Source organism: Olleya namhaensis (assembly GCF_900114005.1).
In the GTDB taxonomy this organism is placed as follows: Bacteria; Bacteroidota; Bacteroidia; order Flavobacteriales; family Flavobacteriaceae; genus Olleya; species Olleya namhaensis.
In genome coordinates this window covers 25387-50899 of record NZ_FORM01000003.1, presented here as the reverse complement: position 1 = coordinate 50899, position 25513 = coordinate 25387, and the positions used below count along the sequence as shown (strand labels likewise).

General features: G+C 32.0%; 22 protein-coding genes. 11 read left to right on the top strand and 11 right to left on the bottom strand.

Annotation, left to right across the window (positions count from 1 at the left end):
* Positions 1 to 22 precede the first annotated feature (22 nt).
* Together BMZ09_RS05850 and BMZ09_RS05845 are read left to right on the top strand one after the other, a co-directional pair.
* Complete coding sequence (locus tag BMZ09_RS05850) at positions 23 to 559, top strand: hypothetical protein (RefSeq protein ID WP_090838444.1); 537 nt, start codon at positions 23 to 25, stop codon at positions 557 to 559.
* A 130-nt stretch (positions 560 to 689) separates the two neighbouring features.
* Positions 690 to 2456: a UbiA prenyltransferase family protein gene (locus BMZ09_RS05845; protein WP_090838441.1), complete on the top strand. Its 1767-nt coding sequence runs from the start codon at positions 690 to 692 to the stop codon at positions 2454 to 2456.
* A 38-nt stretch (positions 2457 to 2494) separates the two neighbouring features.
* Here the strand turns inward: BMZ09_RS05845 and BMZ09_RS05840 are convergent, their stop codons facing one another.
* Genes BMZ09_RS05840 through BMZ09_RS05830 form a run of 3 tightly spaced genes read right to left on the bottom strand, consistent with a single transcriptional unit; the run spans position 2495 to position 4285 of the window.
* Positions 2495 to 2971 carry a GNAT family N-acetyltransferase gene (locus BMZ09_RS05840; protein WP_090838439.1) on the bottom strand — a complete coding sequence of 159 codons (477 nt, stop codon included), beginning with the start codon at positions 2969 to 2971 and terminating at the stop codon, positions 2495 to 2497.
* A gap of 2 nt (positions 2972 to 2973) precedes the next feature.
* A complete protein-coding gene (locus tag BMZ09_RS05835) occupies positions 2974 to 3264 on the bottom strand; it encodes a hypothetical protein (RefSeq protein ID WP_090838437.1) in 291 nt (96 codons plus the stop codon).
* The gene (locus tag BMZ09_RS05830; RefSeq protein WP_090838434.1) at positions 3257 to 4285 is read right to left on the bottom strand and encodes a formimidoylglutamase; all 1029 of its coding nucleotides are present in this window, start codon (positions 4283 to 4285) and stop codon (positions 3257 to 3259) included. The genes BMZ09_RS05835 and BMZ09_RS05830 overlap by 8 nt, the downstream gene beginning before the upstream one ends.
* Positions 4286 to 4386: 101 nt before the next feature.
* On the opposite strand from BMZ09_RS05830, the gene BMZ09_RS05825 reads away from it, so the two are divergent.
* On the top strand, positions 4387 to 5271 hold the full coding sequence (locus tag BMZ09_RS05825) for a chromosome partitioning protein ParA (protein ID WP_090838432.1): 885 nt from the start codon (positions 4387 to 4389) through the stop codon (positions 5269 to 5271).
* Positions 5272 to 5422: 151 nt separating this feature from the next.
* Here BMZ09_RS05825 and hutI read toward each other — a convergent pair whose 3' ends face one another.
* On the bottom strand, positions 5423 to 6658 hold the full coding sequence (gene hutI, locus BMZ09_RS05820) for an imidazolonepropionase (RefSeq protein WP_090838431.1): 1236 nt from the start codon (positions 6656 to 6658) through the stop codon (positions 5423 to 5425).
* 221 nt (positions 6659 to 6879) lie between these two features.
* Between hutI and BMZ09_RS05815 the strand changes: the two genes are divergently transcribed.
* On the top strand, positions 6880 to 7407 hold the full coding sequence (locus BMZ09_RS05815; RefSeq protein WP_177183511.1) for a Crp/Fnr family transcriptional regulator: 528 nt from the start codon (positions 6880 to 6882) through the stop codon (positions 7405 to 7407).
* Positions 7408 to 7558: 151 nt separating this feature from the next.
* On the opposite strand, the gene fumC is transcribed toward BMZ09_RS05815, so the two are convergent.
* Entirely contained in the window at positions 7559 to 8956 is a 1398-nt protein-coding gene (fumC, locus tag BMZ09_RS05810) for a class II fumarate hydratase (protein ID WP_090838427.1), read from the bottom strand.
* Positions 8957 to 9185: 229 nt separating this feature from the next.
* On the opposite strand from fumC, the gene BMZ09_RS05805 reads away from it, so the two are divergent.
* Positions 9186 to 10802: a sensor histidine kinase gene (locus tag BMZ09_RS05805; protein WP_090838425.1), complete on the top strand. Its 1617-nt coding sequence runs from the start codon at positions 9186 to 9188 to the stop codon at positions 10800 to 10802.
* 107 nt (positions 10803 to 10909) lie between these two features.
* Positions 10910 to 11083, top strand: a complete 174-nt coding sequence (locus tag BMZ09_RS16150) for a hypothetical protein (RefSeq protein ID WP_177183510.1) — start codon at positions 10910 to 10912, stop codon at positions 11081 to 11083.
* A 144-nt stretch (positions 11084 to 11227) separates the two neighbouring features.
* Here the strand turns inward: BMZ09_RS16150 and BMZ09_RS05800 are convergent, their stop codons facing one another.
* From BMZ09_RS05800 to prfB, 4 genes are all read right to left on the bottom strand, one after another.
* Positions 11228 to 13648, bottom strand: a complete 2421-nt coding sequence (locus tag BMZ09_RS05800) for a TonB-dependent receptor (RefSeq protein WP_090838423.1) — start codon at positions 13646 to 13648, stop codon at positions 11228 to 11230.
* Between the two features lie 85 nt (positions 13649 to 13733).
* On the bottom strand, positions 13734 to 14114 hold the full coding sequence (locus BMZ09_RS05795) for an ArsC/Spx/MgsR family protein (protein WP_090838421.1): 381 nt from the start codon (positions 14112 to 14114) through the stop codon (positions 13734 to 13736).
* A gap of 47 nt (positions 14115 to 14161) precedes the next feature.
* Entirely contained in the window at positions 14162 to 14503 is a 342-nt protein-coding gene (gene arsC, locus BMZ09_RS05790) for an arsenate reductase (glutaredoxin) (RefSeq protein WP_090838419.1), read from the bottom strand.
* Between the two features lie 3 nt (positions 14504 to 14506).
* Positions 14507 to 15617 (bottom strand): peptide chain release factor 2 gene (gene prfB, locus BMZ09_RS05785; RefSeq protein ID WP_143067787.1). Its coding sequence is split into 2 segments (ribosomal slippage): positions 14507 to 15553 and positions 15555 to 15617, totalling 1110 coding nucleotides; the frame shifts between segments, so codons are not numbered across the junction.
* Between the two features lie 101 nt (positions 15618 to 15718).
* On the opposite strand from prfB, the gene BMZ09_RS05780 reads away from it, so the two are divergent.
* Together BMZ09_RS05780 and BMZ09_RS05775 are read left to right on the top strand one after the other, a co-directional pair.
* A complete protein-coding gene (locus BMZ09_RS05780; RefSeq protein ID WP_090838415.1) occupies positions 15719 to 16738 on the top strand; it encodes a threonine aldolase family protein in 1020 nt (339 codons plus the stop codon).
* A gap of 212 nt (positions 16739 to 16950) precedes the next feature.
* Positions 16951 to 19182: an OmpA family protein gene (locus BMZ09_RS05775; RefSeq protein ID WP_090838412.1), complete on the top strand. Its 2232-nt coding sequence runs from the start codon at positions 16951 to 16953 to the stop codon at positions 19180 to 19182.
* A gap of 72 nt (positions 19183 to 19254) precedes the next feature.
* On the opposite strand, the gene BMZ09_RS05770 is transcribed toward BMZ09_RS05775, so the two are convergent.
* Entirely contained in the window at positions 19255 to 19575 is a 321-nt protein-coding gene (locus tag BMZ09_RS05770) for a YbaB/EbfC family nucleoid-associated protein (RefSeq protein WP_090838410.1), read from the bottom strand.
* A 137-nt stretch (positions 19576 to 19712) separates the two neighbouring features.
* On the opposite strand from BMZ09_RS05770, the gene BMZ09_RS05765 reads away from it, so the two are divergent.
* The 3 genes from BMZ09_RS05765 to BMZ09_RS05755 all read left to right on the top strand — a co-directional run bounded on the left by BMZ09_RS05765 (position 19713) and on the right by BMZ09_RS05755 (position 24333).
* The gene (locus tag BMZ09_RS05765; RefSeq protein ID WP_090838408.1) at positions 19713 to 21776 is read left to right on the top strand and encodes a S9 family peptidase; all 2064 of its coding nucleotides are present in this window, start codon (positions 19713 to 19715) and stop codon (positions 21774 to 21776) included.
* A gap of 73 nt (positions 21777 to 21849) precedes the next feature.
* Entirely contained in the window at positions 21850 to 22890 is a 1041-nt protein-coding gene (locus BMZ09_RS05760) for a cysteate synthase (RefSeq protein ID WP_090838405.1), read from the top strand.
* A 183-nt stretch (positions 22891 to 23073) separates the two neighbouring features.
* Positions 23074 to 24333: a cysteate-C-fatty acyltransferase gene (locus tag BMZ09_RS05755; RefSeq protein WP_090838403.1), complete on the top strand. Its 1260-nt coding sequence runs from the start codon at positions 23074 to 23076 to the stop codon at positions 24331 to 24333.
* A gap of 57 nt (positions 24334 to 24390) precedes the next feature.
* Here the strand turns inward: BMZ09_RS05755 and BMZ09_RS05750 are convergent, their stop codons facing one another.
* Positions 24391 to 25512, bottom strand: coding sequence for a GTP cyclohydrolase (locus BMZ09_RS05750; RefSeq protein ID WP_090838400.1), 1122 nt, complete (start codon positions 25510 to 25512; stop codon positions 24391 to 24393).
* Between the last annotated feature and the right edge of the window lies 1 nt (position 25513).

Here is a 25513-nt window from a genome sequence, read left to right as displayed (position 1 = left end):
ATAATAAAACACAAGCAAAACCATGGGTTTAGAAATTATTATATTTTTTGGAGCAATTCTTTTCGGAATTTTTATTTATTGGACAGAATCTAAAGGAAACGGAGTTTATAGATTTTTTAATAAACTATTAAATAGTAAAGAATTACAAATGAAATCAGGCAATGTAAAAGGCTTTATTTATAAGCAGGACATTTTACCTAGGGTTTTGTTTGTTGCATTTGGATTTTTAATTGTGGCTTTAATTATTCAGTTTTTAACACCTATCGTTATTTTTAGTACTTATTATGGGGTTTCAGCTTTTGCAATGGCCATTTTTGGAACATTGATTGGGACGTATGTTGCTAATTTTGTGCTTAAATCTGGAGAGGTTATAGAAGAGCAAACAGATAGTATTGAAGATGTTGTAAAAGATGGTTTTAATAAAGGTAAAGAGTTTTTAGAGGATTTAAAAAACACAGATACTAAAGTGATTAAAGAGGCTAAAACCGAAATTAAAGAAGAAGCTAAAGCACCTGAAAAAACTGCAAGAGAACGATTGAAGGATAAAGGATTAATGTAGTTTTTAGGCAAAAGGCAAAAGGCAAAAGGCAAAAGGCAGAAGGCAGAAGGCAAAAGGCATAAGGCAGAAAAATAAACAAGGAAACACTATTCGGTTAAAAGCGTAAGCTAAAAACCAAAATATAAGTTATATGATTAAAAGGTATTGGAATCAAGGAGGTAAGCAAAAAGCAGTTGTTATTATTTTAGGACTAATTGTTTTTGCATTATTGTTTTTTTTAAGAGATGATTATCAACCGTTACTATTATTTATACGTAAGTATATTTTTATCATTTTACTAAGTGGTATATTATTGTTTTTTGGATTGCGTAGTTTCCGTAATTCAGCAGCAACAGGAAAACGACTAGGTGTTTTAGCAGGACTATTAGTGTTTTTTGGACTGTTGTATGTGGCAGGTTGGGAATATCAATTATATGATTATATGAGAACATATAATGTGTATAATAATTTAAATAAAATTGAAATTAACGAACTACCATTAACACAAAACGAACGTATTCAACCATTAAAAAACGTCCATTCTATGGGTAATGAAAGCGTTGGAGAGACTAAAGATGTGTCGTTGCCACACTTGGTTCGTATTGGAGATGAGAATAAATGGACGATGGCTATTCAGCCTACAGAAAAATATGTGTGGCAGGGTATAAGTGATAATACTGAAGAAGTGTTTTCTGTATCAAGTACAACACCTTTTCCTCGTTTTTCTAATGAAAACCGAATTCCGGTAACGTTTTCTATTGGAGAATCTTTAAAATTTAGTCGTAATACTTACAATGCAGTAGTACAACGTTTTAATCCTTGGATGTTATTTAATTATGAACCAAGCGATACATTTTACATGAAAAACGATGCTGGTCAATGGGTGGAAGTAGTAAGTCTTATTAAATGGAAAGGATTTTTCTTTCCTTATCCAACCTTTGGAGGGGTGATGGTTATAGATAATGGCGCACATGATTTTAGCGATTATATTGAGCGTGTTACTATAGGTAAAGGGACGTTTATAAGCCCAGAAGAGATGAGAAATCATCCTTACTTGACACGTCAAAATACGTTGTCAGAAAAAGTATCACGCTTACAAGCGGAATCTTTAAAGTTTATTGGTGGATTTAGTGATCCTTTACCTTGGAACATGAAAACAGCAGTTAAAATTCCGGATTTAGAAGATGATCAAAATCAACTGCCTTTTGTAACGGATTTTAATTTTGAAGATACTAAAATAGATGCCTACAGTGGATTGTACCATTGGTTTGGTTTAGAGCCTTTTGGAGACGAGCGTACTAGTTTAACATACAGTGTTTTTGTACCAGCTGATGGTACTGATAAATTTTATTATTATGATCATGCAACAAAAAAACAAGGTTACGCAGGTATTTCTGCGATGCCTTCTAAAGTTAGAGAGTCTAGGAAAGAATACGATTGGGATGTTAATAAGGCTGTAGAGTTTAGGCCTTATATAAAAAATATTGCAGGGCGTAAACGTTTATTCTTTTTAGGGACAGTCGCTTCAATTAGTAAAGACTCTGATAATTTTGACGGTTCTGCAACCCCAGATTTGGCATTAATTGATAGTGAGTATAGAGATGTTGTTTGGATAGATGTTAAACATCCAAGTACATGGGAAAAAACTATTTATGATCAACTTAATGAAGCTTGGAGAGCAAGTGAAGGTATTGACACTTATTTTGTAGATGAAGAAAAAGCCACAGAGGCTATAATGAAGGATTTAAACAATCAATACATTGCTATTGATACTACAACGGTAAATGGTAACACTGTTGACAATAAAGAGACGCTAGAGGCTTTACAGCGCAAATACGACTCTATAGTAAACAAGCGTAAAGCTGATGATATTGCTAAATTAAAACAAAAAATAGATTCGTTAGAAAATAATAATTAATCATAAAAAAAGTACTAAATTTTATTTAGTGCTTTTTTTTATGCGTTTAAATCATATTCCATTTTTATATTGGACCTTTTGTATGGCGAATCTTGCTCTAAAGTAATTTCCTTAAAGCCAAATTTTAAATATAAATAGATTGCGTTTTCTAATGTTTTACTAGAGTAGAGAAGTAGCCTTTTAAATTGGTTGGTTTTGGCAAATTCAATACTATGTTGCAACAATTTTTGACCTATTTTATGTCCTCTCATATCCGGAGAAACCGCCATTTTAGTTAATTCAAAACCAGGTTGGTCTTTTAAGGGCATAAAAGCATAGGTGCCAACTATTCTGTCTTCAAACTTAGCAAAAAAGATAAAACCACCTTTATCTATAATATAGTCTTTAGGATTGCTTAAAATAGTTTGATCAAAAGGCTCAACATAAAAGTAAGTTTCCAACCATTCTATATTTAATTGATAAAAATCTTTAGAATACAGTTGATTAAACGGGATTATTTTAATGTTTTCTGTCATCTTTAATTTAATATTTTTATTGCAAAAAGCATTAATAGAATTGAAATTACAGAAATAAAAAACGTTAAATTAAATATAGATTTATCTGCAACTTGTTTTCTAATTAAATCAACAATCATCCAGATTGGAACAGCTACAATTAATACAAGAACGGGTATTGTTATGGCCTGTGCAGTGTTAATAAACCAATCCATTTGTACTTGGTTAATAAGCACAAATAATAGTGTAATAATAAAGATAAATACTAAGGTTGCTATCGCAAGTCTTATATATTCTACTTGTAATTTAGTCATTTTTATTTGAGTTTGAACGTATAAAGTCTGTTATTAAATAGCTGATTAGTTTACCTACTTGTGCAGCATTTTTCTTTTTTGCTGAAGCTTCGCAAATATGCAAATAATTAACATTATTTAGTTTTGCAAAGTGATGAAGAAATTGCCTTGTTTTTTCTACGGTAAAACCACTAGGTGTTTGTGCGCTACTAGGTGTGTTTATTATGGCATCACAATCTATTTCAATTCCAAATTTTGATTTATTAACATGTGATTCAGCACGCTGTAGTTCTGCTAAAAACTTCTTTTCATGTCTGATAGCAACAGCTTCGTAAGTATTATAGTCTAAATGTTTATTGTCTTTAAACTGACTAAAAATGTCTGAAGACGTATAGTTTTCGTGTAAACCAAAAACAAAATAACGTTTTAAGAAACCTTCCGCGTAAGCGTAACTAAACCCATTACCACTATGTCTACCTTCCAACGCTCTAAAATCTGTGTGTGCATCAAAATTAATACTGTTTACAGGTTGTTTTAAGGCTAAACTTGTTCCTTTAATCATTCCGTAGGCATTATTGTGTCCACCACCAATGGCAATAGGGATTTTACCTGCACTAACAATTTTAGAAACTAAGTCTACAATATGTTTATCTATTTCTGTTACTAATTTTCTAGCTTTAGAAATATGTTTAGGGTTGCTCTGTTTTAGTTTGGAGATTACTTCTTGTTCTTCAGAAAAATCTAGATGTCCCAGAATTAGTACTTTGTTGGGCACATTAAACGTGTTACTTTGTGTATTTAACAAAATTTTAATTGTAGCCTCCCAAGTGCTTGAAGTGCCTGATTTACCGTGATTTGCAAATACACCGACGTCTTCTGGTATGCCAAATATAACATGCGTAACGTCTAAATTTTTAAGTGCATCGTATATATTTGAAACACTGGTTAATGTCTGAACATGTTCACCAAATTTAGTTTCGCCAGAGCGTGTATTAAGTAGATCTGTAATAATCGAGTTATTAAATAAAACTAATTTATTCATTTACTTTTTATGTAGTTTTGAAAAATTAAAATTACGTTTTTATTATTAAAGTTTTAACAAGAAACAAGAATTAACGTTTAACAATTTAAAAACAAATAATTATGGCAAATAACACCGCAAGTACAGGACTAAAAGTAGCATTAGGTATTGCTTTAGCATTATTTATTGGTACTGGAATTTACACGTCGTCTTTATATAACGACAAACAAAAAAATGAACAAGAATTAACGCAGCAAAAAGAGAGTGTTTTAAGTGATTTAAACATTATGGCTGCAAAGTATGACGTAGCATTAGGAGAAAATAAAGTAGCAAATCAAAGTTTAATTGATGCAAGAGAACGTATTCAAGGTTTGATAGACTCTTTAAAAGTATCAGAAAACAATGTGGGTAGTTTATGGAAGTATAAAAAGAAATACTTAGCGTTGCAAGATGAAATGGATGTGTTGTTAACTGAAAACGACAGATTAAAAGTTGAAAACATGCAATTAGCAACTACTTTGGATAGTACAAATGTGAGATTTGAAAAAAGCAGAATGTTTAACGATTCGCTTTTAGTACAAAATACAGCGTTGGCTAATGTAGTAGAAAATGCAGCAGTATTGTCTACTGCTAATTTAAAAGGGTTTGGTGTTATTGAGCGTAATAACGGTAAACTAATACCAACAGAAAGAGCAAGAAGAAGTGACAAGATTAGAGTATGTTATACAGTTGCAAAAAACAAGTTAGTACAATCCGGAGATAAGGAGTTTTTTGTACAAGTTTTGGATCCTAAAAATAATGTTTTAGGAGTTAATGAGCAGGTTAAATTTGGAGAACAATCACTTAATTATAGTGTGATTAGTAAATTTAATTATGAGAATGGAAATTTAGATATTTGCGAATTTGTTACAAATAATACAGATGATGATTTTGAAAAGGGGCTTTACCAAGTCAATGTTTTTAATGCAAACGAATTGGTTTCTAGTTCTCAGTTTACTCTAAAATAAAAGTATTACTAATAGTAATTTATTATTCCATAAAAAGCCTGAAAGTATATTGCTTTCAGGCTTTTTTAATGCGTTTAATTTAACGTGAATTTTTCTTTTGTAAGCTTCTTTAGTAATTAAAAGAATAAATAATAATCTTGATAAGTTTAAACTATATAACTTGTCCGTTAATTATAACAGTATCAATATGATTATCTCCAAAAGCATATGGTAAATAGTTATAACTTGAGATTGGTTTTGTAATAATTAAATTGGCTTTTTTTCCTTTGGTGATACTTCCATATTGATTAGATATTCCCATTGCATATGCGCCATTTATTGTAGCTGCATTTATAGCTTCTTCTGGTGTCAATCTCATTTTAATACAAGCTGTGCTTACAACAAAGTTCATGTTTCCTGATGGTGTAGATCCTGGATTATAATCTGAAGCCAATGCTAATGGTAAACCTGCATCAATTATTTGACGACCTGGTGTATATGGAATGCTTAAAAAATAAGAGCAAGAGGGAAGCGCTACAGCAATTGTATCACTGTCTTTTAAGGCTTTTATATCTTTAGGATTTAACTGCTCTAAATGATCTACGCTTAACGCATTATGCTTAACCGCTAATGCAATACCTCCAAACGCATTAAATTGATTAACATGTATTTTTGGTATTAAATTATAGTGTTTGCCAGCGTTTAATATTTGTTCTGTATCGTTTAAGTCAAAATAGCCTTTTTCACAGAAAATGTCAATGTATTGGGCTAAGTTTTCTTTGGCAATTTGAGGTAGCATAACGTTAATAATCTGATCTAAATAGCCTTGCTTATTATCTTTGTACTCTAAAGGTAATGCGTGAGCACCTAAAAAAGTGGCTTTTACTTTTAACGGAAATTCTTTTTTAATACGTTTTATTACGCGCAGCATTTTAAGTTCAGCCTCAGGTGTTAATCCGTAACCAGATTTAATTTCTATTGCTCCTGTACCTAACTTCATAACATTCTTTAAACGTGCAATGGATTGGTTGTAAAGCTCGTCTTCACTTGTATTTTGAAGTATTTTAGCGCTATTGGTAATTCCGCCGCCACGGTTTGCAATGTCTTCGTAACTTAAACCATTGATACGATCTACAAACTCTTGAGAGCGGTCTCCAGCGTATACAATATGCGTGTGAGAGTCGCACCAAGTAGGTAATACTAGTTTACCTGTAGCGTCAATTATTTTATCGGCTTTTATGGTACTTACGTCTATCATGGATCCAAAATCAACAATTGTATCATTATCAATTAGTAGATAAGCATCTTTAATAGTAGGTAATTCTTTCATCTGATTTCCAGATAACTTTAAAGTGTTTTCCTCTCTTACCTGCAGTAATTCTTGAATATTTGTAATAAGTATTGACATAAAAAAAAGCTGTAATTTATATTCAAATATAGACAAAATGCGTAGTACAGAATACTACTTGTCAGATTAGTTGTTTTAAATTTTAACATGTCATACGTCGAAAACTTCTTTGGCCAACCAATAAATATTATAATTTAGCATACGTGTAAATAAAATATATGTTTGAGAAGGGAGAAAAATATTATAATGATATATATAACTATATAACTTCATTTTACCCCATGTCTAAAACCTCATTTGATCAGATGTTAGGTGCTTCTAGTTGCAAACAGCTAAAAGCAGGAGATATTCTGGTTGATTCTGGAGATGTGCCAAGTAAAATTTATATGTTAAATAAAGGCGTGATGCGTTCTTTTGTTAGGTTAGAAAGTGGAAAAGAAGTGACTAAATCACTTTTTTTGCCTATCACGATTTTGGCATCTTTTGATGCTTTGCTAAATCAATCGCCTTCAAATAGTATTTATGAAGCTCTAACAGATTGTGATATTTATATTTTAGAATATTTTCAGTTTAAAGCATTGTGCGAATCTAATATTGAAATCCTAGGGTTTTATGCTAAATTTTTAGAAACCTTGATTTGCGAAAAGGATAAAAAGCATATTGAATTATTAACCATGGGAGGAAAGGCGCGTTATTTAAACCTAAGAAAAATGATTCCGAATATTGATAATTTGATACCGCAATATCAAATTGCGAAATATTTGAGTATTACGCCAGTACAACTTAGTAGGATAAGGGCAAAATTGTAATATTTATTAACATATGTTAATGTGTATAAATATAATAAGTTATAATCTTGCAGTGGTTATTTAAACCATCCCTATTATTAAAATTAATAACTAACTAAAAAAAACCGATAAGCTAGCTTACCGGTTTTTTACTTTTATAAGAGTTGTCACATTATTTTAATGCACCAACCATATTTTCTGGTTTTACCCATTCGTCATAATCTTCTGCAGTAACATAGCCTAAATTAACAGCTTCAACTTTTAAAGTTGTACCGTTTTTATGAGCAGTATTTGCAATTTCAGCAGCTTTATAATATCCTATTTTAGTGTTTAAAGCAGTTACAAGCATTAAAGAGTTGTTTAAAAGTTCTTTAATAACATCGTAGTTAGGCTCTATACCAGCTGCGCAATTAATATCAAAACTAACACATGCATCTCCAATAAGTTGTGCAGATTGTAATATGTTAGCAGCCATCATTGGTTTAAATACGTTAAGCTCATAGTGTCCTTGTGTACCTCCAACAGTTACAGCAACATCGTTACCCATAACTTGTGCACATACCATTGTTAAAGCTTCACATTGTGTAGGGTTAACTTTTCCTGGCATGATAGAGCTTCCTGGCTCGTTAGCTGGAATAATTATTTCACCAATTCCAGAACGTGGTCCTGAAGCCATCATACGGACATCATTAGCTATTTTGTTTAAAGAAACCGCTAATTGTTTTAAAGCACCGTGACTTTCTACAATAGCATCGTGTGCAGCTAAAGCTTCAAATTTGTTTGGCGCAGTAATAAATGGTTGTCCTGTAAATTCTGCTATATATTCTGCAACACGTTTAGAGTAGCCTTTAGGTGTGTTTAAACCTGTACCTACAGCTGTACCTCCTAAAGCTATTTCGCTTAAGTGTGGCAATGTATTTTCTAAAGCTTTAATACCATGGTCTAATTGAGACACATAACCAGAAAACTCTTGTCCTAAAGTTAAAGGTGTTGCATCCATTAAATGCGTACGACCTATTTTTACTACGTTTTTAAATGTATCCGATTTCTTTTTTAAAGTGTCACGTAATTGTTTTACACCAGGTATGGTTGTTTTAACAATTTTTGTGTAAGCTGCAATATGCATTCCTGTAGGGAACGTATCGTTTGATGATTGTGATTTATTAACATCATCATTAGGTTGGATTGTTTTTTCTCCTTCGCCAACAATTTTACCGGCTAATTGGTGTGCTCTGTTAGCAATAACCTCATTAACATTCATATTAGATTGTGTCCCAGAACCTGTTTGCCAAATTACTAAAGGAAATTGATCATCGTGTTGTCCTTTTAAAATTTCGTCACAAACCTGTGCTATCAAATCGCGTTTTTCAATAGGTAAAACCCCAAGTTCACAATTTGTGTAAGCTGCAGCTTTTTTAAGATAAGCAAAACCATAAACCACTTCAAGTGGCATTGATGCAGCCAAACCAATTTTAAAATTATTTCTAGAACGTTCTGTTTGTGCACCCCAAAGCTTGTCTGAAGGGACTTTAACTTCGCCCATGGTATCTTTTTCTATTCTGTATTCCATCTGAAAATTAATTAAATTATAGCAGTAAAATTACAAAATTTTGAGGTTTTAGATTGTCAGATTTGGATAATAAAATTAAAAAATAATGTACTGTATTTGATGTTAGTGTTTTTGTAAAATTTTTAATAGTAAAAAATTGATTGGAAATAATTTAAGATGTGTTAAATACCCCTATTTCTTTGAGAATAAATACATACCTTTATCTTTTATTAGCAACTTAACCTAGTGCATGATTTTTAATAAGATAATTAAGAATGTAAAATATTATTTGCTTGTTTTTATAGTTTTATTTGTAGGTGTATTTTTATTACACAACCTATTGGATAACAATAATGCTTTAGAACAGCAAAAAATAGAACAGAAACTTAAAGAGGAGCATGCAAATGCTATAAATAGTGCAAAAGCAGGCTTGCAAGTGTATGCAACGATAGTGTCTTCTATAAAAAGTTATACTAAAAATGAAGCTACATTCCCTGATGAATACCAGCTCCAAAAGTATCTTAACGATTTATTAAAAGATATCAATTTTAAGGATTCGATTTTAATAAGCCATGTAGGGATTGACCATGCTTTTAAATATGTAATAACTCCTAATCAAATTGATCCTAAAAAATTAAAAGGTGTTTCTACAAAATCATTTATTTCTAAGAAAAAGATAGCCGCATTAGATCGTTTAATGCAGTCTGAGGATATCGAATTGTTTCCACCTATAAATTTGAGAGAAGGATGGGCTGGTTTTCCGTTTGATTTTTCGGCAAGAAATAATAAAAACGAAATTTTAGGATATGTTGCTCCCGTTATAAATGTGAAGTATTTGTTGGATTATTTTTATGAAAACAATGATGCAGAAACTTATGTACACAAATTTATTGTTAATGATTCGATAGATTTTACTCGAGAAGCAGTCCATAATAACACTGAAATATTTAATGCTACCGAAGATGCAGAATATTATAAAAACTTTGATGTTAAGGATCGTGATTATATCTATTCCAGTATACAGCTGTTTGGTTTAAAATTAAGAATTGGTAGTGCTTACAAGGTTAAGCCTTTAGTGGATAAGAGTAGCACAAATATAGCGTATGCTTGGTATGCTTTAATTTCTCTTTTAGTGTTGTTATCATTATATCAGTTTCTTAAAAACAGAGCCTTAAATAATAGTTTACATGATGCTAACGATTTAGTTCTTGATAAAAATAAAGCGTTGGAGGGTAACTTGCTTAAAATTCAGACCTTGATAAAAGAGATTCACCACAGGATAAAAAACAACATGCAAATGGTGTCCGGTATTTTATTAATGCAAGAGGATGAGTATGAAGATGAAAATATTAAAAAGGCTTTAAGAGATAGTCAAAACCGAATACAATCAATGTCTCTTGTACATGAAAAACTTTATGCAAATGCGACTTTAAAGGAAGTAAATACAAAGGAGTATATAGAGCAATTATTGATGTATGTTGAGGATACTGTAAAGTATAAAGCATTAGAGTTACAAAAAGAAATTGTTATAATTCAAGAGTTGTACTTTGATGGTGACACCTCTTCGGATTTAGGATTAATAATTAACGAATTGGTTACAAATTCTTTTAAGCATACTTTTAGAGAAGGACGTAATAATAAATTACGAATTGAAATTATTAAAGAAGAGTCGTTTTATAAATTGATATATAAAGATTACGGTAAAGGATTAGCCGATAATTTTGATTTTAAAAGTGCAAAAACTTTAGGAATGCAATTAATTACAATTTTAACTGAGCAATTAGGAGGGCGATTGGAGTACAATAAGTCGCCGGATAGCACTTTTATTATCTATTTTAAACCATTAGAAAAAAGTTTCAAGGCGTAGGTCGGAAAATTATTAACAAGTCTGTTAATAAATTTTAACTTTGTATTGGATAAAAAACAACTTTACTTTATCTTTGCCATAACAATAAACAAGAAATTAAACGCATTATGTTCGAATTTGACCAATATTTAGGCTTTTTAGCATTTTTAACTATCTTAACCATAGGGTTTTGGTTGATGATATTTTTAATCACTTTTGTTATTCCTTACTGGATTGGAGGAAGTGTAATTGAGCGTTTAAACGAAATTAAAGAAGAGAAAAAAGCTAATCATAGCGCATAAGCTTTTAAATAGTATATTAAAAAAGGGAAATTCGAAAGGGTTTCTCTTTTTTTGTGAATAGTATTTTGCTAGTTAATGTTGAGCATAAAAAAAGGAGCAAGTAATTAATTACTTGCTCCTTTTTTATTAATTGTATTTTACCTATTAACCTTCAAAATCATCACCATCTCCGTAACCACCACGTTCTGGACGTTTCTTTTTCTGATTGAATCTATATGTAAAGGCTAAATTAAAGCTACGTTCTCTCCATTGAAACTCACTATAAGCATCATAAGTAGGAGTAGTAGTAGTCTGCTGTCTTTTTCTACTGTTAAATAAATCGTTTACATTAAACGCTATTGACGCTCTATCTCCAAATAAATCCTTACTTAACGCCATTGTGGTAGTAAAAATACCGTCAGTCTTATTTTGAGCATCTTCACTTGGACCTCTATAATTTAAGTTAGTTTGCCAATCAATTTCGCCAGGCAATGTGTATTTATTACTTACTCTAGCAAACCAGCTTGTATTTGTGTTGTCTAAAGATAAACCGTTTGGTGTATCTCCTTTAGTATCGTTTTGAAAAAAGTTAAAGTTTCCGTTTACTCTCCATTTTTTAGAAGGACTGTAAGTTAAAGTGAATTCAAATCCATATCTATCTTCCGTAGCTAAATTAATTGGTGTACGTTGTATAATTGGTAATTCTTCTCCATTTACAATAGCTGTATCGCCGGTATCAAAACTTACATAGTTAAAAGCGTCTGTAGCATGAGAATAGTATAAGGATGAATTAAATGTGAATTTACCAAAACGTTTTAAATATCCTAAATCAAATTGTCCTGAATAACTAGGGTTTAAGTTAGGGTTACCTTGAAAATAGTTGGTAACACTAGATCTTGATGGGAATGGGTTTAAAAAGAATCCTCTAGGACGACGTAAACGTCGTGCATATCCCAATGTAATGTTTTCTCTGTCCGTTATTTCGTAACTTAAATTTACTGTTGGGAATAATCCTGTAAAATCTCTTTTACTAAAATCGCCTGTAGTAGGTTGGTCTATTGTTAACTGTGTATTTTCTAAACGCAAGCCTAATAAAAATGAAAAGTCACCAATTTTACTTCCAAACTGAGTGTAGACTGCATTTAAATATTCTCTAAAATTTAAAACGTTAGATAAATCTGTACTTAGTGCAAATTGATTACTATCAGTATCTAAAAACTCTACTTGAAAATCTGTTGTCGTTGTATTAAAATTACCTCTGTAACCTGCTTCAAATTGACTATTTTCTCCAATAGGAAGTACATAATCTGTTTGTAGTAAAATTTGTGTTTGATCTTCTAAAGTAGCAACACGCTCTGAAGTAATATCATCTACTTTTACTAAAGAGTTTTCGTCTTCTGAACTTTTTTCATATTGAAAATCAAAAGTAAAAACATGACCACTTTCTTTGAAATTTTTCTGAAAGTTTAATGCGTACTGCATTGTTTTGTCCTCTTCAAATTCTGGGTCTAAACGTACCGTTGTAGATAGTAAGTTTTTATCAGAATCAAATTGTTGTAATAAGTTAGTCGTGTTGTTTTCGTCATCACTATTTCTATATAAGAAAGAAGCAGTTAAAGATGCAGAATCATTGACATACCATTCTACACCAAAATTAGTAGTAAGTCCTTTTCTAATTCTATCAAATTCGTTAGTTTCATCTAAAAAATTTCCTGTAGATACGTATTGAGTAGAAGAAGAGGAGTTACCAGGTGCTTCTCTGTAGCTATAACCTGTAGTATTAAATATATTGATGTCTCCCGTTCTGTAATTAATGTTACCATTAATTCCTGCAGAAGGATTGTAACCAACATTAGTTGTTATTGCGCCATTTAAACCTTCTAATTTACTACGTTTAAGAATGATGTTTAATATTCCTGCAGTTCCTTCCGACTCATATCTTGCGGATGGCGATGTAATTACTTCGACACGTTCTATAGATTCGGCTGGTAGTTGTCTTAAAGCGTCAGTCGAATTTAAACCAACTAAACCTGATGGTTTTCCGTTAATCAAGATGCGCACGTTATCATTTCCGCGTAAAGCGACATTACCTTCTACATCCACCGAAACAGAAGGGACGTTATCCAAAACATCACTTACCGTTCCGCCACGCACGGTTAAATCCTTACCAACGTTATATATTTTTTTATCTAATCTAATTTGTACTGTCGTTTTTTCAGCAACAATTTCAACTTCATCTAATGCTTCCGCATCCATAAATAAATACTGCGTTTTTAAATTCTGGTCAGCAGTAATTGTTTTGTTAGGAATTGTTTCGGTTTTAAAACCGATATACTCAAAACTAATATTATAAGTTCCTTTGTTTATTTCAATGGAGTAGTTACCAGTACCATCTGTAATACCTCCTGAAACATCTGTTGGATTTTTAGTGTTTTTAAATACAACTGTTGCATATTCTAAAGGTGCATTGGTATCCTTTTCTAAAATTTTTCCTGTAATAGTTACCTTGTCATCAGCTCCACTTTGTGCAAATGCTGTATTTAATGCTAAAAAGAGCAAGCAAACGGTAATAATATTTTTTGTCATAAGTTTTGGTTTCTTAGTATGACCTCAAAAATACCGATAGGTTTAAAGGGGATTGGTTAAAGGTTTGTTAAATAAAAAATGCACCTTATTTTAAAGGCGCATTTTCTTGCTGTACGATATCAAATATGCGTTTTGGAGGATCTCCGATAACAGCTTTTTCACCGTTTATAATTATGGGGCGTTCTATAATATCTTGATACTCGATCATGATATCTATTAAGCTGTCGTCATTAAACTTGTGTCCCTCGTCTACAAGAGGCTTGAAGTTATCTATCCACGTTTTGCTTTCTTTTCTAATTAATTCTTCAGGTTTTATATTTAAAAGTTTTATTATTTTGGTAAACTTGATTTTATCTAACGGTTTGTCTTGATATTTTATAACTTGACTATCGTTTTTATGTGTTTCCAGTATTTCAAGGCAAGCGTTTGAGCCTGTAGACTCAGGATTGTGATATATAACTATCATTAGTTTAAGGGAAAATTTTAATTGCTATTAATTGCTAAGAACTTATATTACAATATTGTTTGAATTAGCTCTGTTGGTCTGCCTATTACTGCTTTGTTATTATTAACAACAATAGGTCTTTCTATTAGCTTTGGATATGCTACTAACGCATCAATTATTTGATTATCCGTAAGTGTTTTTGTTTTGTAGTTTTCTTTCCAAATGGCTTCATTTTTTCTTACCAATTCCATTGGCGTAATATCTAAAAGCTTGATTATTTCTAATAATTGAGCTTTTGATAATGGATGGTCTAGATATTTAATAATTTCAAACTCTTGGTTAGAGTCTTCTAATAACTGTAACCCTTGTCTAGATTTGCTGCATCTAGGATTATGGTATATTTTAATCATCTTTTATAGGTTTTGGTTATCTGTTTCTTGCTGCCCCATCATCATTAAATAGGCTTTTAAAAAGGGTTCTATATTACCATCTAAAACAGCATCAACATTTCCTGTTTCATGGCTACTTCTTACATCTTTAATTAATTTGTATGGGTGTAATACATAGTTTCTAATTTGACTACCCCATTCAATTTTCATTTTTCCGGCTTCAATATCATCGCGTTGTGCTAATTGTTTTTGCAACTCAATTTCGTACAATTGAGACTTTAACATTTGCATAGCTCGAGATCTGTTATCGTGTTGTGATCGTGTTTCAGAACATGATATTTGTATACCAGAAGGCTTGTGTGTTAGTTGTACTTTAGTTTCAACTTTATTTACATTTTGTCCACCAGCACCACTTGACCGGGCAGTAGTAATTTCTATATCAGCTGGGTTTATTTCAATCTCAATAGTATCATCTACTAAAGGATATACATATACGGAGGCAAAACTAGTGTGTCTTTTTGCGTTACTATCAAAAGGAGAGATACGCACCAATCTATGGACGCCATTTTCACCTTTTAACCAACCAAAAGCAAATTCGCCTTCAATTTCTAAAGTAACGGTTTTGATACCGGTAACATCACCTTCTTGAAAGTTAAGCTCTTTGACCTTAAATCCATTTTTTTCGGCATACATTAAATACATACGCATCAACATGTTTGCCCAATCACAACTTTCTGTACCACCAGCACCAGCTGTAATTTGTAATACGGCACTTAAATTGTCTCCAGGTTCTGACAGCATATTTCTAAACTCAAGATCCTCAATTAAGGACAAGGCTTTATTATATCTGTTTTCTACGTCAGATAAAGTGGCTTCATCTTCTTTATAGAATTCGTATATAACTTCTAAATCTTCAACAAGTATTTTGGATTGGTTGTAGTCATTGATCCATTTTTTCTTTTCTCTAATGGATTTCATTACTAGCTCAGCGCTTTTTGAATCATTCCAAAAGCTAGGATCAAAGGTTTGTTCTTCTTCGTTTTGAAGTGCAATTAGCTTAGCATCAATGTCAAAGATATTGCCTTAACAAATTAAGGCGTGTATTAAGATCTTTAATGTTTTCTGAAGTAATCATATATTAGGTTTGCGTATCTAACAAAAATAGAATTAATACTAACATTTAAAAATATTTGCCAACTATTTTTAATAGTTTTATGCTGAAAAATAAGAATTAAGATGATTATAGATTTAAGAAGTGACACGGTTACTAAACCAAGTCCAGGAATGTTGGATGCTATGATGCGTGCCAATGTTGGTGATGATGTTTATAAAGAAGACGAAACTATAAATGCATTAGAGTCAAAAGTTGCAGACATGTTTGGTAAGTCTCATGCCATGTTTTTTCCAACAGGGACAATGGCTAATCAAACTGCACTTAAATTACATACTAATCCAGGAGATCAAGTAATATGTGATAAATATGCCCATATATATAATTACGAAGGTGGAGGTGCCTCTTTTAATAGTGGTATATCATGTAATTTACTTGATGGGAGCAGAGGGATGTTTACAGCGCAGCAGGTAATTGAGGCTATAAATCCTCCAGAATTTTACCATAGTCCATTAACAACGTTGGTGGAAATTGAAAATACGACAAATAAAGGAGGAGGTGCTTGTTGGGATTTTCAAGAAGTTTTAAAAGTAAAACAAGTTTGTAAAGATCATAACTTAGGATTTCATTTAGATGGTGCACGACTTTGGAATGCATTAGTAGAAAAAAAAGAAACGACACAACAATACGGAGATGCGTTTGATACGATATCTGTCTGTTTAAGTAAAGGTTTAGGATGTCCAATAGGATCCGTTTTAGTAGGAGATGAGCAAATTATGAAAAAGGCACTCCGAATTAGAAAAATTTTAGGTGGAGGTATGCGACAAGGTGGTTTTCTAGCTGCTGCGGGATTATACGCTTTGGATAATAATATTGAAAGACTGTTAGAAGACCATAAAAAAGCTAGGGAATTAGGGGACGCATTATTAAAGTCTTCTTTTGTTAAAAAGGTAGAACCTGTTGAAACAAATATTGTCATATTTGAGCTTAATGAAAAATACTCAGAAAACCAATTTATAGAGCTGTTTTCTGCGAAAAATATTAAGTTAATTGGAATGGGAAGTAACAAATTAAGGCTAGTAACGCATTTGGATTATTTTGATAATCAGCACGATAGGGTATTAGAGATTATCAATAATTTGTAATTTTTTTTTACTAGAGTTGTTATGCTGAATCTAAAAGTGTAAAAACAAGTGTTTTTAAACGGAATTTTAACACACTTTATCGAAATGTTAACTCAATTTTAAGAATAAATACCGAGAATAGTCAGATATGTGTTTTTTTTGCATCAAATTAGTGAACAGTCGTTATTAGTTCGGCTATATATTTTAATAAATAACAATTTAAATTAACAAAAATGAAAAAAGTATTACTAACAATTTTATCTTTTGTAGTCTGCTCAGCAGTTTTTGCACAAGATTTACCTACAAATCCTGAGCCAGGGAAATGTTACGTACGTTGTGTAACTCCTGATGTATGGGTTAACCAAGACATTACAGTTCAGGTTGCACCAGCTTACAAGAAATTAAGCGTGGTTCCTGCACAGTACAGAACAGAAAACGAAGAAGTTGTAACTCAATCTGCTGGACAAGAATTATCTGTTGTACCTGCACAGTATGAGACACAAACTTTTGAAGTTGTTACTCAAGGAGCGTCACAGAGATTAGAAAAAGTAGCTGGATCTACGGATACAACTACTGAAGAAATGACAATCCAACCTTCTTACCAAGAATTAGCAGTAGTACCTGCTAAGTATGCAAACGAAACTTTTGAAGTTGTTACAGCTGAAGCTGGTCAAACTTTATCAGTAGTTCCTGCTAAATTAGGGTCTGAAAGTTTTGAGGTTGTAGTACAAGAAGCTGGTCAACGTTTAGAGTTGGTACCTGCAAAATATGAAAACAGAACAGAGACTGTATTAGTACAAGCTGCTTATACTAAGTTACAAACTGTACCTGCAAAATACGAAACTAGAACAGAGACTGTAGTAGTACAAGCTGCTGGTCAACGTTTAGAAGTTGTTCCTGCAAAATGGACAACTGAAAATGTAACTGTAGTAGTACAACCTGCTTCTTCTAGATTAGATTTAGTTCCTGCTCAATATGGTACTGAAACTGTAGAAGTAGTTGTTAAAGAAGCTGCTCAACGTTTAGAAGTTATTCCTGCAAAATGGGGAACTGAAACGTTATCTTATAAGAAACAAGAATTTGGTTCTACTTTATCTGTAGTACCTGCTAAATTTACTTCAGGTTACCAAACTATCGAAGTTAAGCCAGCTACAGCTAAATGGGGTATGAGTGATACACCTGCTGCTGATTGTGCTTCAAGTGATCCTAACGATTGTAGATACTGGTGTTACAAAAATGTACCATCTCAAAACATTACAATTAACACAACTGAATTAGCTTCTGATGCGCAAGTAATGACTAAGCCAGGATGTGATCAAGGAACAAACAATGCTTCTGATTGTGGTATGGGTACTTATACAAGACGTGTAGTTCAAACTCCAGCAACAACTAGAGTAATTGATATTCCTGCTGTTACTAAAACAGTTAAGAAAACAGTAATGACTACACCTCCAACATCTAGAGTTATTGAAATTCCTGCTGTTGAAAAAACAATCAAGAAAACAGTATTAGTATCTCCAGCTACAACTAGAGTAATTGATATTCCTGCTGTAACTAAAGATGTAACAAGAAGAGTTATGGTTACACCTCCAACAACAAGAGTTGTAGATGTACCTGCTGTAACTAAAGAAGTTACTAGATCTGTAATGGTTACACCTCCAACAACAAGAGTTATTGCAATTCCTGCTGTTACAAAAACTATGACACGTACAGTTGTATTAGAGCCAGCTACTACTAGAGTATCTGAGATTCCTGCTGTAACTAAAACTATGAAACGTACTGTAATGGCAACACCTCCTACAACGAGAGCTATTGATGTACCTTCTAAGTCTACAACAATCAGAAAAACTAATATTACTCCTGAGTCTACTAGAGTTGTTGCAATTCCTGCAGTAAGTACTACAATGAAGCGTACTGTTATGACTACACCTCCTACAACTAGAGTTATTGAAGTTGCTCAAAAAACTGCAACTTTAAAGCGTACAGTTTTAGCTAGTGATGCTAGAGTAGAAGAAACTACTGTTCCTGCTGTTAACAAAACAGTAACGAAAGAAGTATTACAGAAAAAAGGTGGATTAACTACTTGGACTGAGGTTGATTGTAAAATCGTTGAATATAACGACTTAAACATAAACTGGAATTTAGGTTCTGCTTCTTTAACTGCAGCTGCTAAAGCTGAAATCGATGCTAAATTATTACCTGTATTAGCTAACGGAGTATCTGTAGAGATTGCTTCTCATACTGATTCAAGAGGTTCTAAAGAATCTAACAGATCTTTATCTGAAAGAAGAGCTCAAGCTGTAACTAACTACTTAATCACAAAAGGAATCAATTCTTCAAGAATTGTATCTAATGGATATGGTGAAGCTAGATTAGCAAACAGATGTTCTGATGGTGTTTCTTGTACAGAAAGAGAGCACTTAGCAAACAGACGTACTCAATTTAGAGTTATCAATGCTAACTAATTAGTATATACTTTTATATAAAAAAAGGAAGCCAATTTGGCTTCCTTTTTTGTTTTAATAAGGTTTTGTTTCTTAAAACAAATCCATTCCTGGAATGTTAGGCATTCCTTCTTTAGTAACAGCAGCAATCTCAGTATCATTAATCTCAGTGGCTTTTACAATAGCTTTGTTAAGTGTTAAAATCAGATAATCTTCCAGCTGTTCTTTATCATTTAATAAATCATCACTAATAGTTATAGATTTAATTTGACGGTTAGCAGTTATTGTTACCTGTAATAAATTATCTGTACTACTTTGATCTATTAAAACAGTATCCAATCTTTTTTTAGTGTTTTCTACTTTTTGTTGGGTTTCTTTTAATTTACCCATCATACCTTTAAGGTCTCCAAACATGTCTAATAATTTTAAAATTAATAGTGCAAATTTATTAAATGAATGTTTAAAATTCATTTTAATTAAATATGAAAAAACTGTTTTTGCTAATTATATTAAGTTTTACATTTGTAGTATCCCATTAAATAGAAAAAAGTATGACTAAAAGTAATATAGTACCTCCTGTTGCAAAAAAAGTAAAAAAGGAATTAACCATACATGATGACACTAGAATAGATAATTATTATTGGCTAAATCAAAGAGAAGATCAAGAAGTAATAGATTACTTAAATGCAGAAAATAGTTATACAGATTCTGTTTTAAAACATACAGAGCCATTTCAAAAGTCTCTTTTTGACGAAATGAAGGCTAGAATAAAAGAAGACGACCAAAGTGTACCTTACAAACAAAATGGGTATTGGTATATTACTAGATTTGAAGAAGGAAAAGATTATCCAATTTATACTAGAAAAAAAGATAGTTTAGAGGCGGATGAAGAAGTCATGTTTGACTGTAATACAATGGCGGAAGGATTTAGTTACTTTAAGTTGGGTGGTATTTCTATCAGTACCGATAATACATTAGCAGCTTATGCTGTAGATACCGTAAGTAGGAGACAGTATACCATTTATGTAAAGAATCTTATTACAGGTGAAATATATACAGATAAAATAGAAAACACATCTGGAGGTGCAACATGGGCTAATGATAATAAGACTTTGTTTTACAGTCAAAAAGATGAAGTTACATTACGATCTGACAAAATTTTTAAACATAAACTAGGAACTGAATCCTTACAAGATGTTTTAATTTTTAACGAAGAGGATGAGACCTTTAATACATACGTTTACAAAACAAAATCTAAAAAGTATTTAGTTATTGGAAGCTCTAGTACATTAACTACAGAATATAGCATTTTAGAAGCAGATAATCCAGATGGTGATTTTAGAATTTTTAATGCACGTACGCGTGATTTAGAGTATTCTATTGCGCATTTTGAAGATAATTTTTATGTTATTACCAACAAAGATGGCGCAACAAATTTTAAGCTTCAAAAAACTAGCGAATTGAATACTAGCAGTGATAATTGGGTCGACGTTTTACCGCATAGATCTGATGTTTTGTTAGAAGATATCGAAATTTTTAAAGACTATTTAGTAGTTAACGAAAGAGAGAATGGATTAAATCAACTACGTATTATTAGTTGGAATGGTAAGGAAGATTACTATTTAGATTTTGAAAATGAAACGTACACCGCATTAATTGGTAATAATCCTGATTTTGATAGCGAATTTTTACGTTATGGTTATAATTCTTTAACAACGCCGAGTTCTGTTATAGACTATAATTTTATTACAAGGATTAAAACAGTTAAAAAAGAACAACAAGTACTTGATCAGAACTTTGATAAAGACAATTATACCTCAGAACGTATTTGGGCAACAGCTAGAGATGGGGAGAAAATCCCAATGTCTGTAGTATATAGAAAAGACACAGAGCTTAGCGGTAATAACCCAGTATTACAATATGCTTATGGCTCTTATGGTTCTACAATAGATCCTTATTTTTCTACAATTAGATTAAGCTTACTTGATAGAGGTTTTATATATGTTATTGCACATATTAGAGGAAGTGAATATTTAGGTAGACCTTGGTACGAAAACGGTAAGTTGTTAACCAAGAAAAATACTTTTACAGATTTTATTGATTGCTCAAAACATTTAATAGAACACAACTATACGTCTAAGCAACATCTATACGCCATGGGTGGTAGTGCAGGAGGACTGTTAATGGGAGCTATAATTAATATGAATCCAGAGTTGTATAATGGCGTTATTGCTGCAGTACCATTTGTAGATGTTGTAACTACAATGTTAGACGATTCTATTCCGTTAACAACAGGAGAGTATGATGAGTGGGGAAATCCAAATGATAAACCTTATTATGATTATATGAAATCATACTCACCTTATGATAATATAGAAGCTAAGGCGTATCCAAATTTATTAGTAACAACAGGTTTACATGACTCGCAAGTACAATACTGGGAGCCTGCAAAATGGGTTGCAAAATTAAGAGAGTTAAAAACAGACGCTAATTTATTATTGTTAAAAACAGACATGGAAGCCGGTCACGGTGGTGCTTCTGGTCGTTTTGAAGCTTTAAAAGAGGTGGCTTTAGAGTATGCTTTTATATTTGATTTAGAAGGAATAAATAAATAATGAAAAAAAATGCTTATTTTTGCACGGTTTGATTTTTAAAATCAAAAAAATAAGTAGCTTTTAAATAGCATTTATGAAACAAAAGAAACAAGTTTTTGATAGCGTATTAGATTTAATTGGTGATACGCCAATGATAAAACTAAAAAAAATTACATCAGAATTTAAAGGAAATTACCTAGCAAAGGTAGAGGCTTTTAATCCTGGTCATTCTTCTAAAGATAGAATTGCACTATATATTATTGAGCAAGCAGAAAAGCAGGGTATCCTTAAACCTGGCGATACAATTATAGAAACGACTTCTGGTAATACAGGATTTAGTATTGCTATGGTTAGCGTAATTAAAGGATACGACTGTATATTGGCTGTAAGTTCTAAATCTTCTGCAGATAAAATAGACATGTTAAAAAACATGGGAGCTAAGGTTTATGTTTGCCCAGCAAACGTAAGTGCGGATGATCCTAGAAGTTATTATCAAGTTGCAAAACGTTTGCACGACGAGATTAAAGGTTCTGTTTACATTAACCAGTATTTTAATCAGTTAAATATAGATGCACATTACCAGTCTACTGGTCCAGAAATTTGGAACCAAACAGGTGGGGAGATAACACATTTAGTAGCATGTAGCGGAACAGGAGGAACTATTTCGGGTACAGCTAAATATTTAAAAGAACAAAATCCAAACATCAAGATTATTGGTGTAGATGCATTTGGTTCTGTACTAAAAAAATACCACGAAACTAGAGAGTTTGACGATAAAGAGATTTATCCATACAGAATTGAAGGTTTAGGTAAAAACTTAATTCCAACAGCTACAGATTTTGATAGTATTGATAAGTTTATCAAAGTATCTGATGAAGAAAGCGCACACACAGCAAGAGAATTGGCTCAAACAGAAGGTTTGTTTGTAGGATACACTTCTGGAGCTGCGATGCAAGCTTTAAAGCAGTTAAACGAATTAAATGAATTCAAGGAGACAGACAACATTGTTGTTATTTTTCCTGACCACGGATCACGTTATATGAGTAAAATATACAGTGATAAATGGATGAGTGAACAAGGCTTTTTTGATAGTAAAAATGAAGCTGCTGCTCAAAGCATTCAATATGTAAAGTAATTATTACAATAAACATATAAAAAGTTAACTTTAATATAATTAGAGTTAACTTTTTTGTTAATAACAGTTAGGCTATTTGTTATGCACGTATAATAAAAATGCCTAATTTTGTATTATCTAACTAAATTATAATAGCTTAAGCCAATTATTTCGCAAATAATAGCTTAAAAATCGCGTTTTACAATGAAAGATTTATTTGAAAAAATATACAAGGACAAAGGACCACTAGGTAAATGGGCTGCGCAAGCAGAAGGTTATTTTGTGTTTCCTAAATTAGAAGGAGAAATTTCTAATCGTATGAAATTTCAAGGAAAGGAAGTTATCACTTGGAGTATCAATGATTATTTAGGATTAGCAAATCATCCAGAAGTTCGTAAAGTGGATGCAGAAGCTGCAGCACAGTACGGATCAGCTTACCCAATGGGAGCAAGAATGATGTCGGGTCATACAGAATTACATGAGCAGTTACAAAACGAACTAGCAACTTTTGTACAGAAAGAAGCAGCATATTTATTAAACTTTGGTTACCAAGGTATGGTATCTACTGTAGATGCTCTAGTTAGTAAAGATGATATTATTGTTTATGATGTTGATGCACATGCATGTATTATTGATGGTGTAAGATTACACCATGGTAAACGTTTTACGTACAAGCACAACGACATGGAAAGTTTGGAAAAAAACTTAGAACGTGCTACTAAAATGGCAGAGACAACTGGAGGAGGGATCTTAGTGATTTCTGAAGGTGTTTTTGGTATGAGAGGAGAGCAAGGTCGCTTAAAAGAAATTGTTGCTTTAAAAGAGAAGTTTAACTTTAGACTTTTTGTTGATGATGCACATGGTTTTGGTACTTTAGGTAAGACTGGAGCAGGAGCTGGTGAAGAGCAAGGTGTGCAAGATGATATTGACGTTTATTTTGCAACGTTTGCAAAGTCTTTAGCAAGTACAGGTGCTTTTATTGCTGCTGATCAAGAAATTATTGATTATTTAAAATATAACTTACGTTCTCAAATGTTTGCTAAGTCATTGCAAATGCAATTGGTTGTTGGAGCATTAAAACGTTTAGATATGTTACGTACAATGCCTGAGTTAAAACAAAACTTATGGAAAATTGTAGATGCATTACAGTCAGGTCTTAAATCACGTGGTTTTGATATCGGAACAACACAAAGTTGTGTAACTCCAGTATATTTAAACGGAAGTATTCCAGAAGCGATGGCTTTAGTTAGAGACTTAAGAGAAAATTACGGAATATTCTGTTCTATTGTAGTGTATCCAGTAATACCAAAAGGATTAATTTTATTAAGAATGATTCCTACTGCAACGCATACATTAGAAGATGTAACAGTTACTTTAGACGCTTTTGATGCGATTAGAGAACGTCTAGAAAACGGAACTTACAAACGTATGTCGGCTGCTTTAATAAAAGCAATGGGAGAATAAGAAGTAATAAATATAATATATAAAAAAATCCGATTCGTAAGAATCGGATTTTTTGTTTTAGTGTAGTTCCTTTTTGAAGGTACAACGTCTAATATATACTTCTGGATCAAAATGCTTCCATATTTTATGTATAGCTTCATTATCTTCTAGTTCTGGTGTTCTGTAACAGGTTTGTATACCTTTTTCAGTAAATGTGTTATAGTATTCATTAAAAATAACAGCATGGACACCCTTATTTTGATAATCAGGATGTACACCAATTAAGTAAAACATAACATCTTTACTTTCTTTTTTAGCTTTTAGTAACTTCAAAAACCCTAAAGGAAAAAGTTTACCATTCATCTGTTTTAATGCACTTGCAAATCTTGGCATTACGACCGCAAAAGCAACTAGTTTTTTATCTTTATCTAGTACAAACTTGATGTACTCTGGATTTATAAAACTGATAAATTTCTTTTTAAAATATTCCTTTTGAATGTCTGTAATAGCCACAAAGGATGACAAAGATGCATAGCTATCATTAAATAAATCAAACATCTGATCTACGTATGGCATAACTTCAGATGTTTTTTTCAAATCTAAAGCAGTTAACTGATAGCGACGCTTGATTAATTCTTGCGCTTTATAGAAAAATTCTGGTTTTACGTTTTCAAAAGGAAAGCGATTTTCAGAGTATTTTTTTTCAACAGAAAAGCCATGAGCTTTATAATGGTTAACATAATAGGGGTGATTATACCACGTTATCATGTTTCCAACAGTATCAAAACCTTCCGTAATAACACCAACTTTATCTAAATTAGAAAATCCTACAGGACCTTCTGTGTAAACTAAGCTGTTTGCTTTTCCTATGTTGTAAACCTCTTCTAATAAAGCTTTACTGACGTCTTGGTCATCAATAAAGTCAAACCAACCAAAACGCATTTTTTTGATGTTTTGATCTTTTACTTCTAGCCAGTTTATTATGGCAGCTATACGCCCTACAATTTTATTGTCTTTATAAGCTAAAAACAATGTGGCTTCAGCATCATTAAAGATTGGATTTTTTTTTGTATCAAACGTAGCTAATTCTTGGCTAATAATAGGAGGAACCCAATACTTGGAATCTTTATATATATCGAATGGAAATTTAACAAATGCTTTGTAATCTGCTTTTGAAACTACTTTTTTGGTTGTAATCATA

Bases quoted from the DNA above. Each gene is read 5' to 3' on its own strand.
- BMZ09_RS05850 (WP_090838444.1), top strand. From the start codon at position 23: ATGGGTTTAGAAATTATTATATTTTTTGGAGCAATTCTTTTCGGAATT.
- BMZ09_RS05845 (WP_090838441.1), top strand. From the start codon at position 690: ATGATTAAAAGGTATTGGAATCAAGGAGGTAAGCAAAAAGCAGTTGTT.
- BMZ09_RS05840 (WP_090838439.1), bottom strand. From the start codon at position 2,971: ATGACAGAAAACATTAAAATAATCCCGTTTAATCAACTGTATTCTAAA.
- BMZ09_RS05835 (WP_090838437.1), bottom strand. From the start codon at position 3,264: ATGACTAAATTACAAGTAGAATATATAAGACTTGCGATAGCAACCTTA.
- BMZ09_RS05830 (WP_090838434.1), bottom strand. From the start codon at position 4,285: ATGAATAAATTAGTTTTATTTAATAACTCGATTATTACAGATCTACTT.
- BMZ09_RS05825 (WP_090838432.1), top strand. From the start codon at position 4,387: ATGGCAAATAACACCGCAAGTACAGGACTAAAAGTAGCATTAGGTATT.
- hutI (WP_090838431.1), bottom strand. From the start codon at position 6,658: ATGTCAATACTTATTACAAATATTCAAGAATTACTGCAGGTAAGAGAG.
- BMZ09_RS05815 (WP_177183511.1), top strand. From the start codon at position 6,880: ATGTCTAAAACCTCATTTGATCAGATGTTAGGTGCTTCTAGTTGCAAA.
- fumC (WP_090838427.1), bottom strand. From the start codon at position 8,956: ATGGAATACAGAATAGAAAAAGATACCATGGGCGAAGTTAAAGTCCCT.
- BMZ09_RS05805 (WP_090838425.1), top strand. From the start codon at position 9,186: ATGATTTTTAATAAGATAATTAAGAATGTAAAATATTATTTGCTTGTT.
- BMZ09_RS16150 (WP_177183510.1), top strand. From the start codon at position 10,910: ATGTTCGAATTTGACCAATATTTAGGCTTTTTAGCATTTTTAACTATC.
- BMZ09_RS05800 (WP_090838423.1), bottom strand. From the start codon at position 13,648: ATGACAAAAAATATTATTACCGTTTGCTTGCTCTTTTTAGCATTAAAT.
- BMZ09_RS05795 (WP_090838421.1), bottom strand. From the start codon at position 14,114: ATGATAGTTATATATCACAATCCTGAGTCTACAGGCTCAAACGCTTGC.
- arsC (WP_090838419.1), bottom strand. From the start codon at position 14,503: ATGATTAAAATATACCATAATCCTAGATGCAGCAAATCTAGACAAGGG.
- BMZ09_RS05780 (WP_090838415.1), top strand. From the start codon at position 15,719: ATGATTATAGATTTAAGAAGTGACACGGTTACTAAACCAAGTCCAGGA.
- BMZ09_RS05775 (WP_090838412.1), top strand. From the start codon at position 16,951: ATGAAAAAAGTATTACTAACAATTTTATCTTTTGTAGTCTGCTCAGCA.
- BMZ09_RS05770 (WP_090838410.1), bottom strand. From the start codon at position 19,575: ATGTTTGGAGACCTTAAAGGTATGATGGGTAAATTAAAAGAAACCCAA.
- BMZ09_RS05765 (WP_090838408.1), top strand. From the start codon at position 19,713: ATGACTAAAAGTAATATAGTACCTCCTGTTGCAAAAAAAGTAAAAAAG.
- BMZ09_RS05760 (WP_090838405.1), top strand. From the start codon at position 21,850: ATGAAACAAAAGAAACAAGTTTTTGATAGCGTATTAGATTTAATTGGT.
- BMZ09_RS05755 (WP_090838403.1), top strand. From the start codon at position 23,074: ATGAAAGATTTATTTGAAAAAATATACAAGGACAAAGGACCACTAGGT.
- BMZ09_RS05750 (WP_090838400.1), bottom strand. From the start codon at position 25,512: ATGATTACAACCAAAAAAGTAGTTTCAAAAGCAGATTACAAAGCATTT.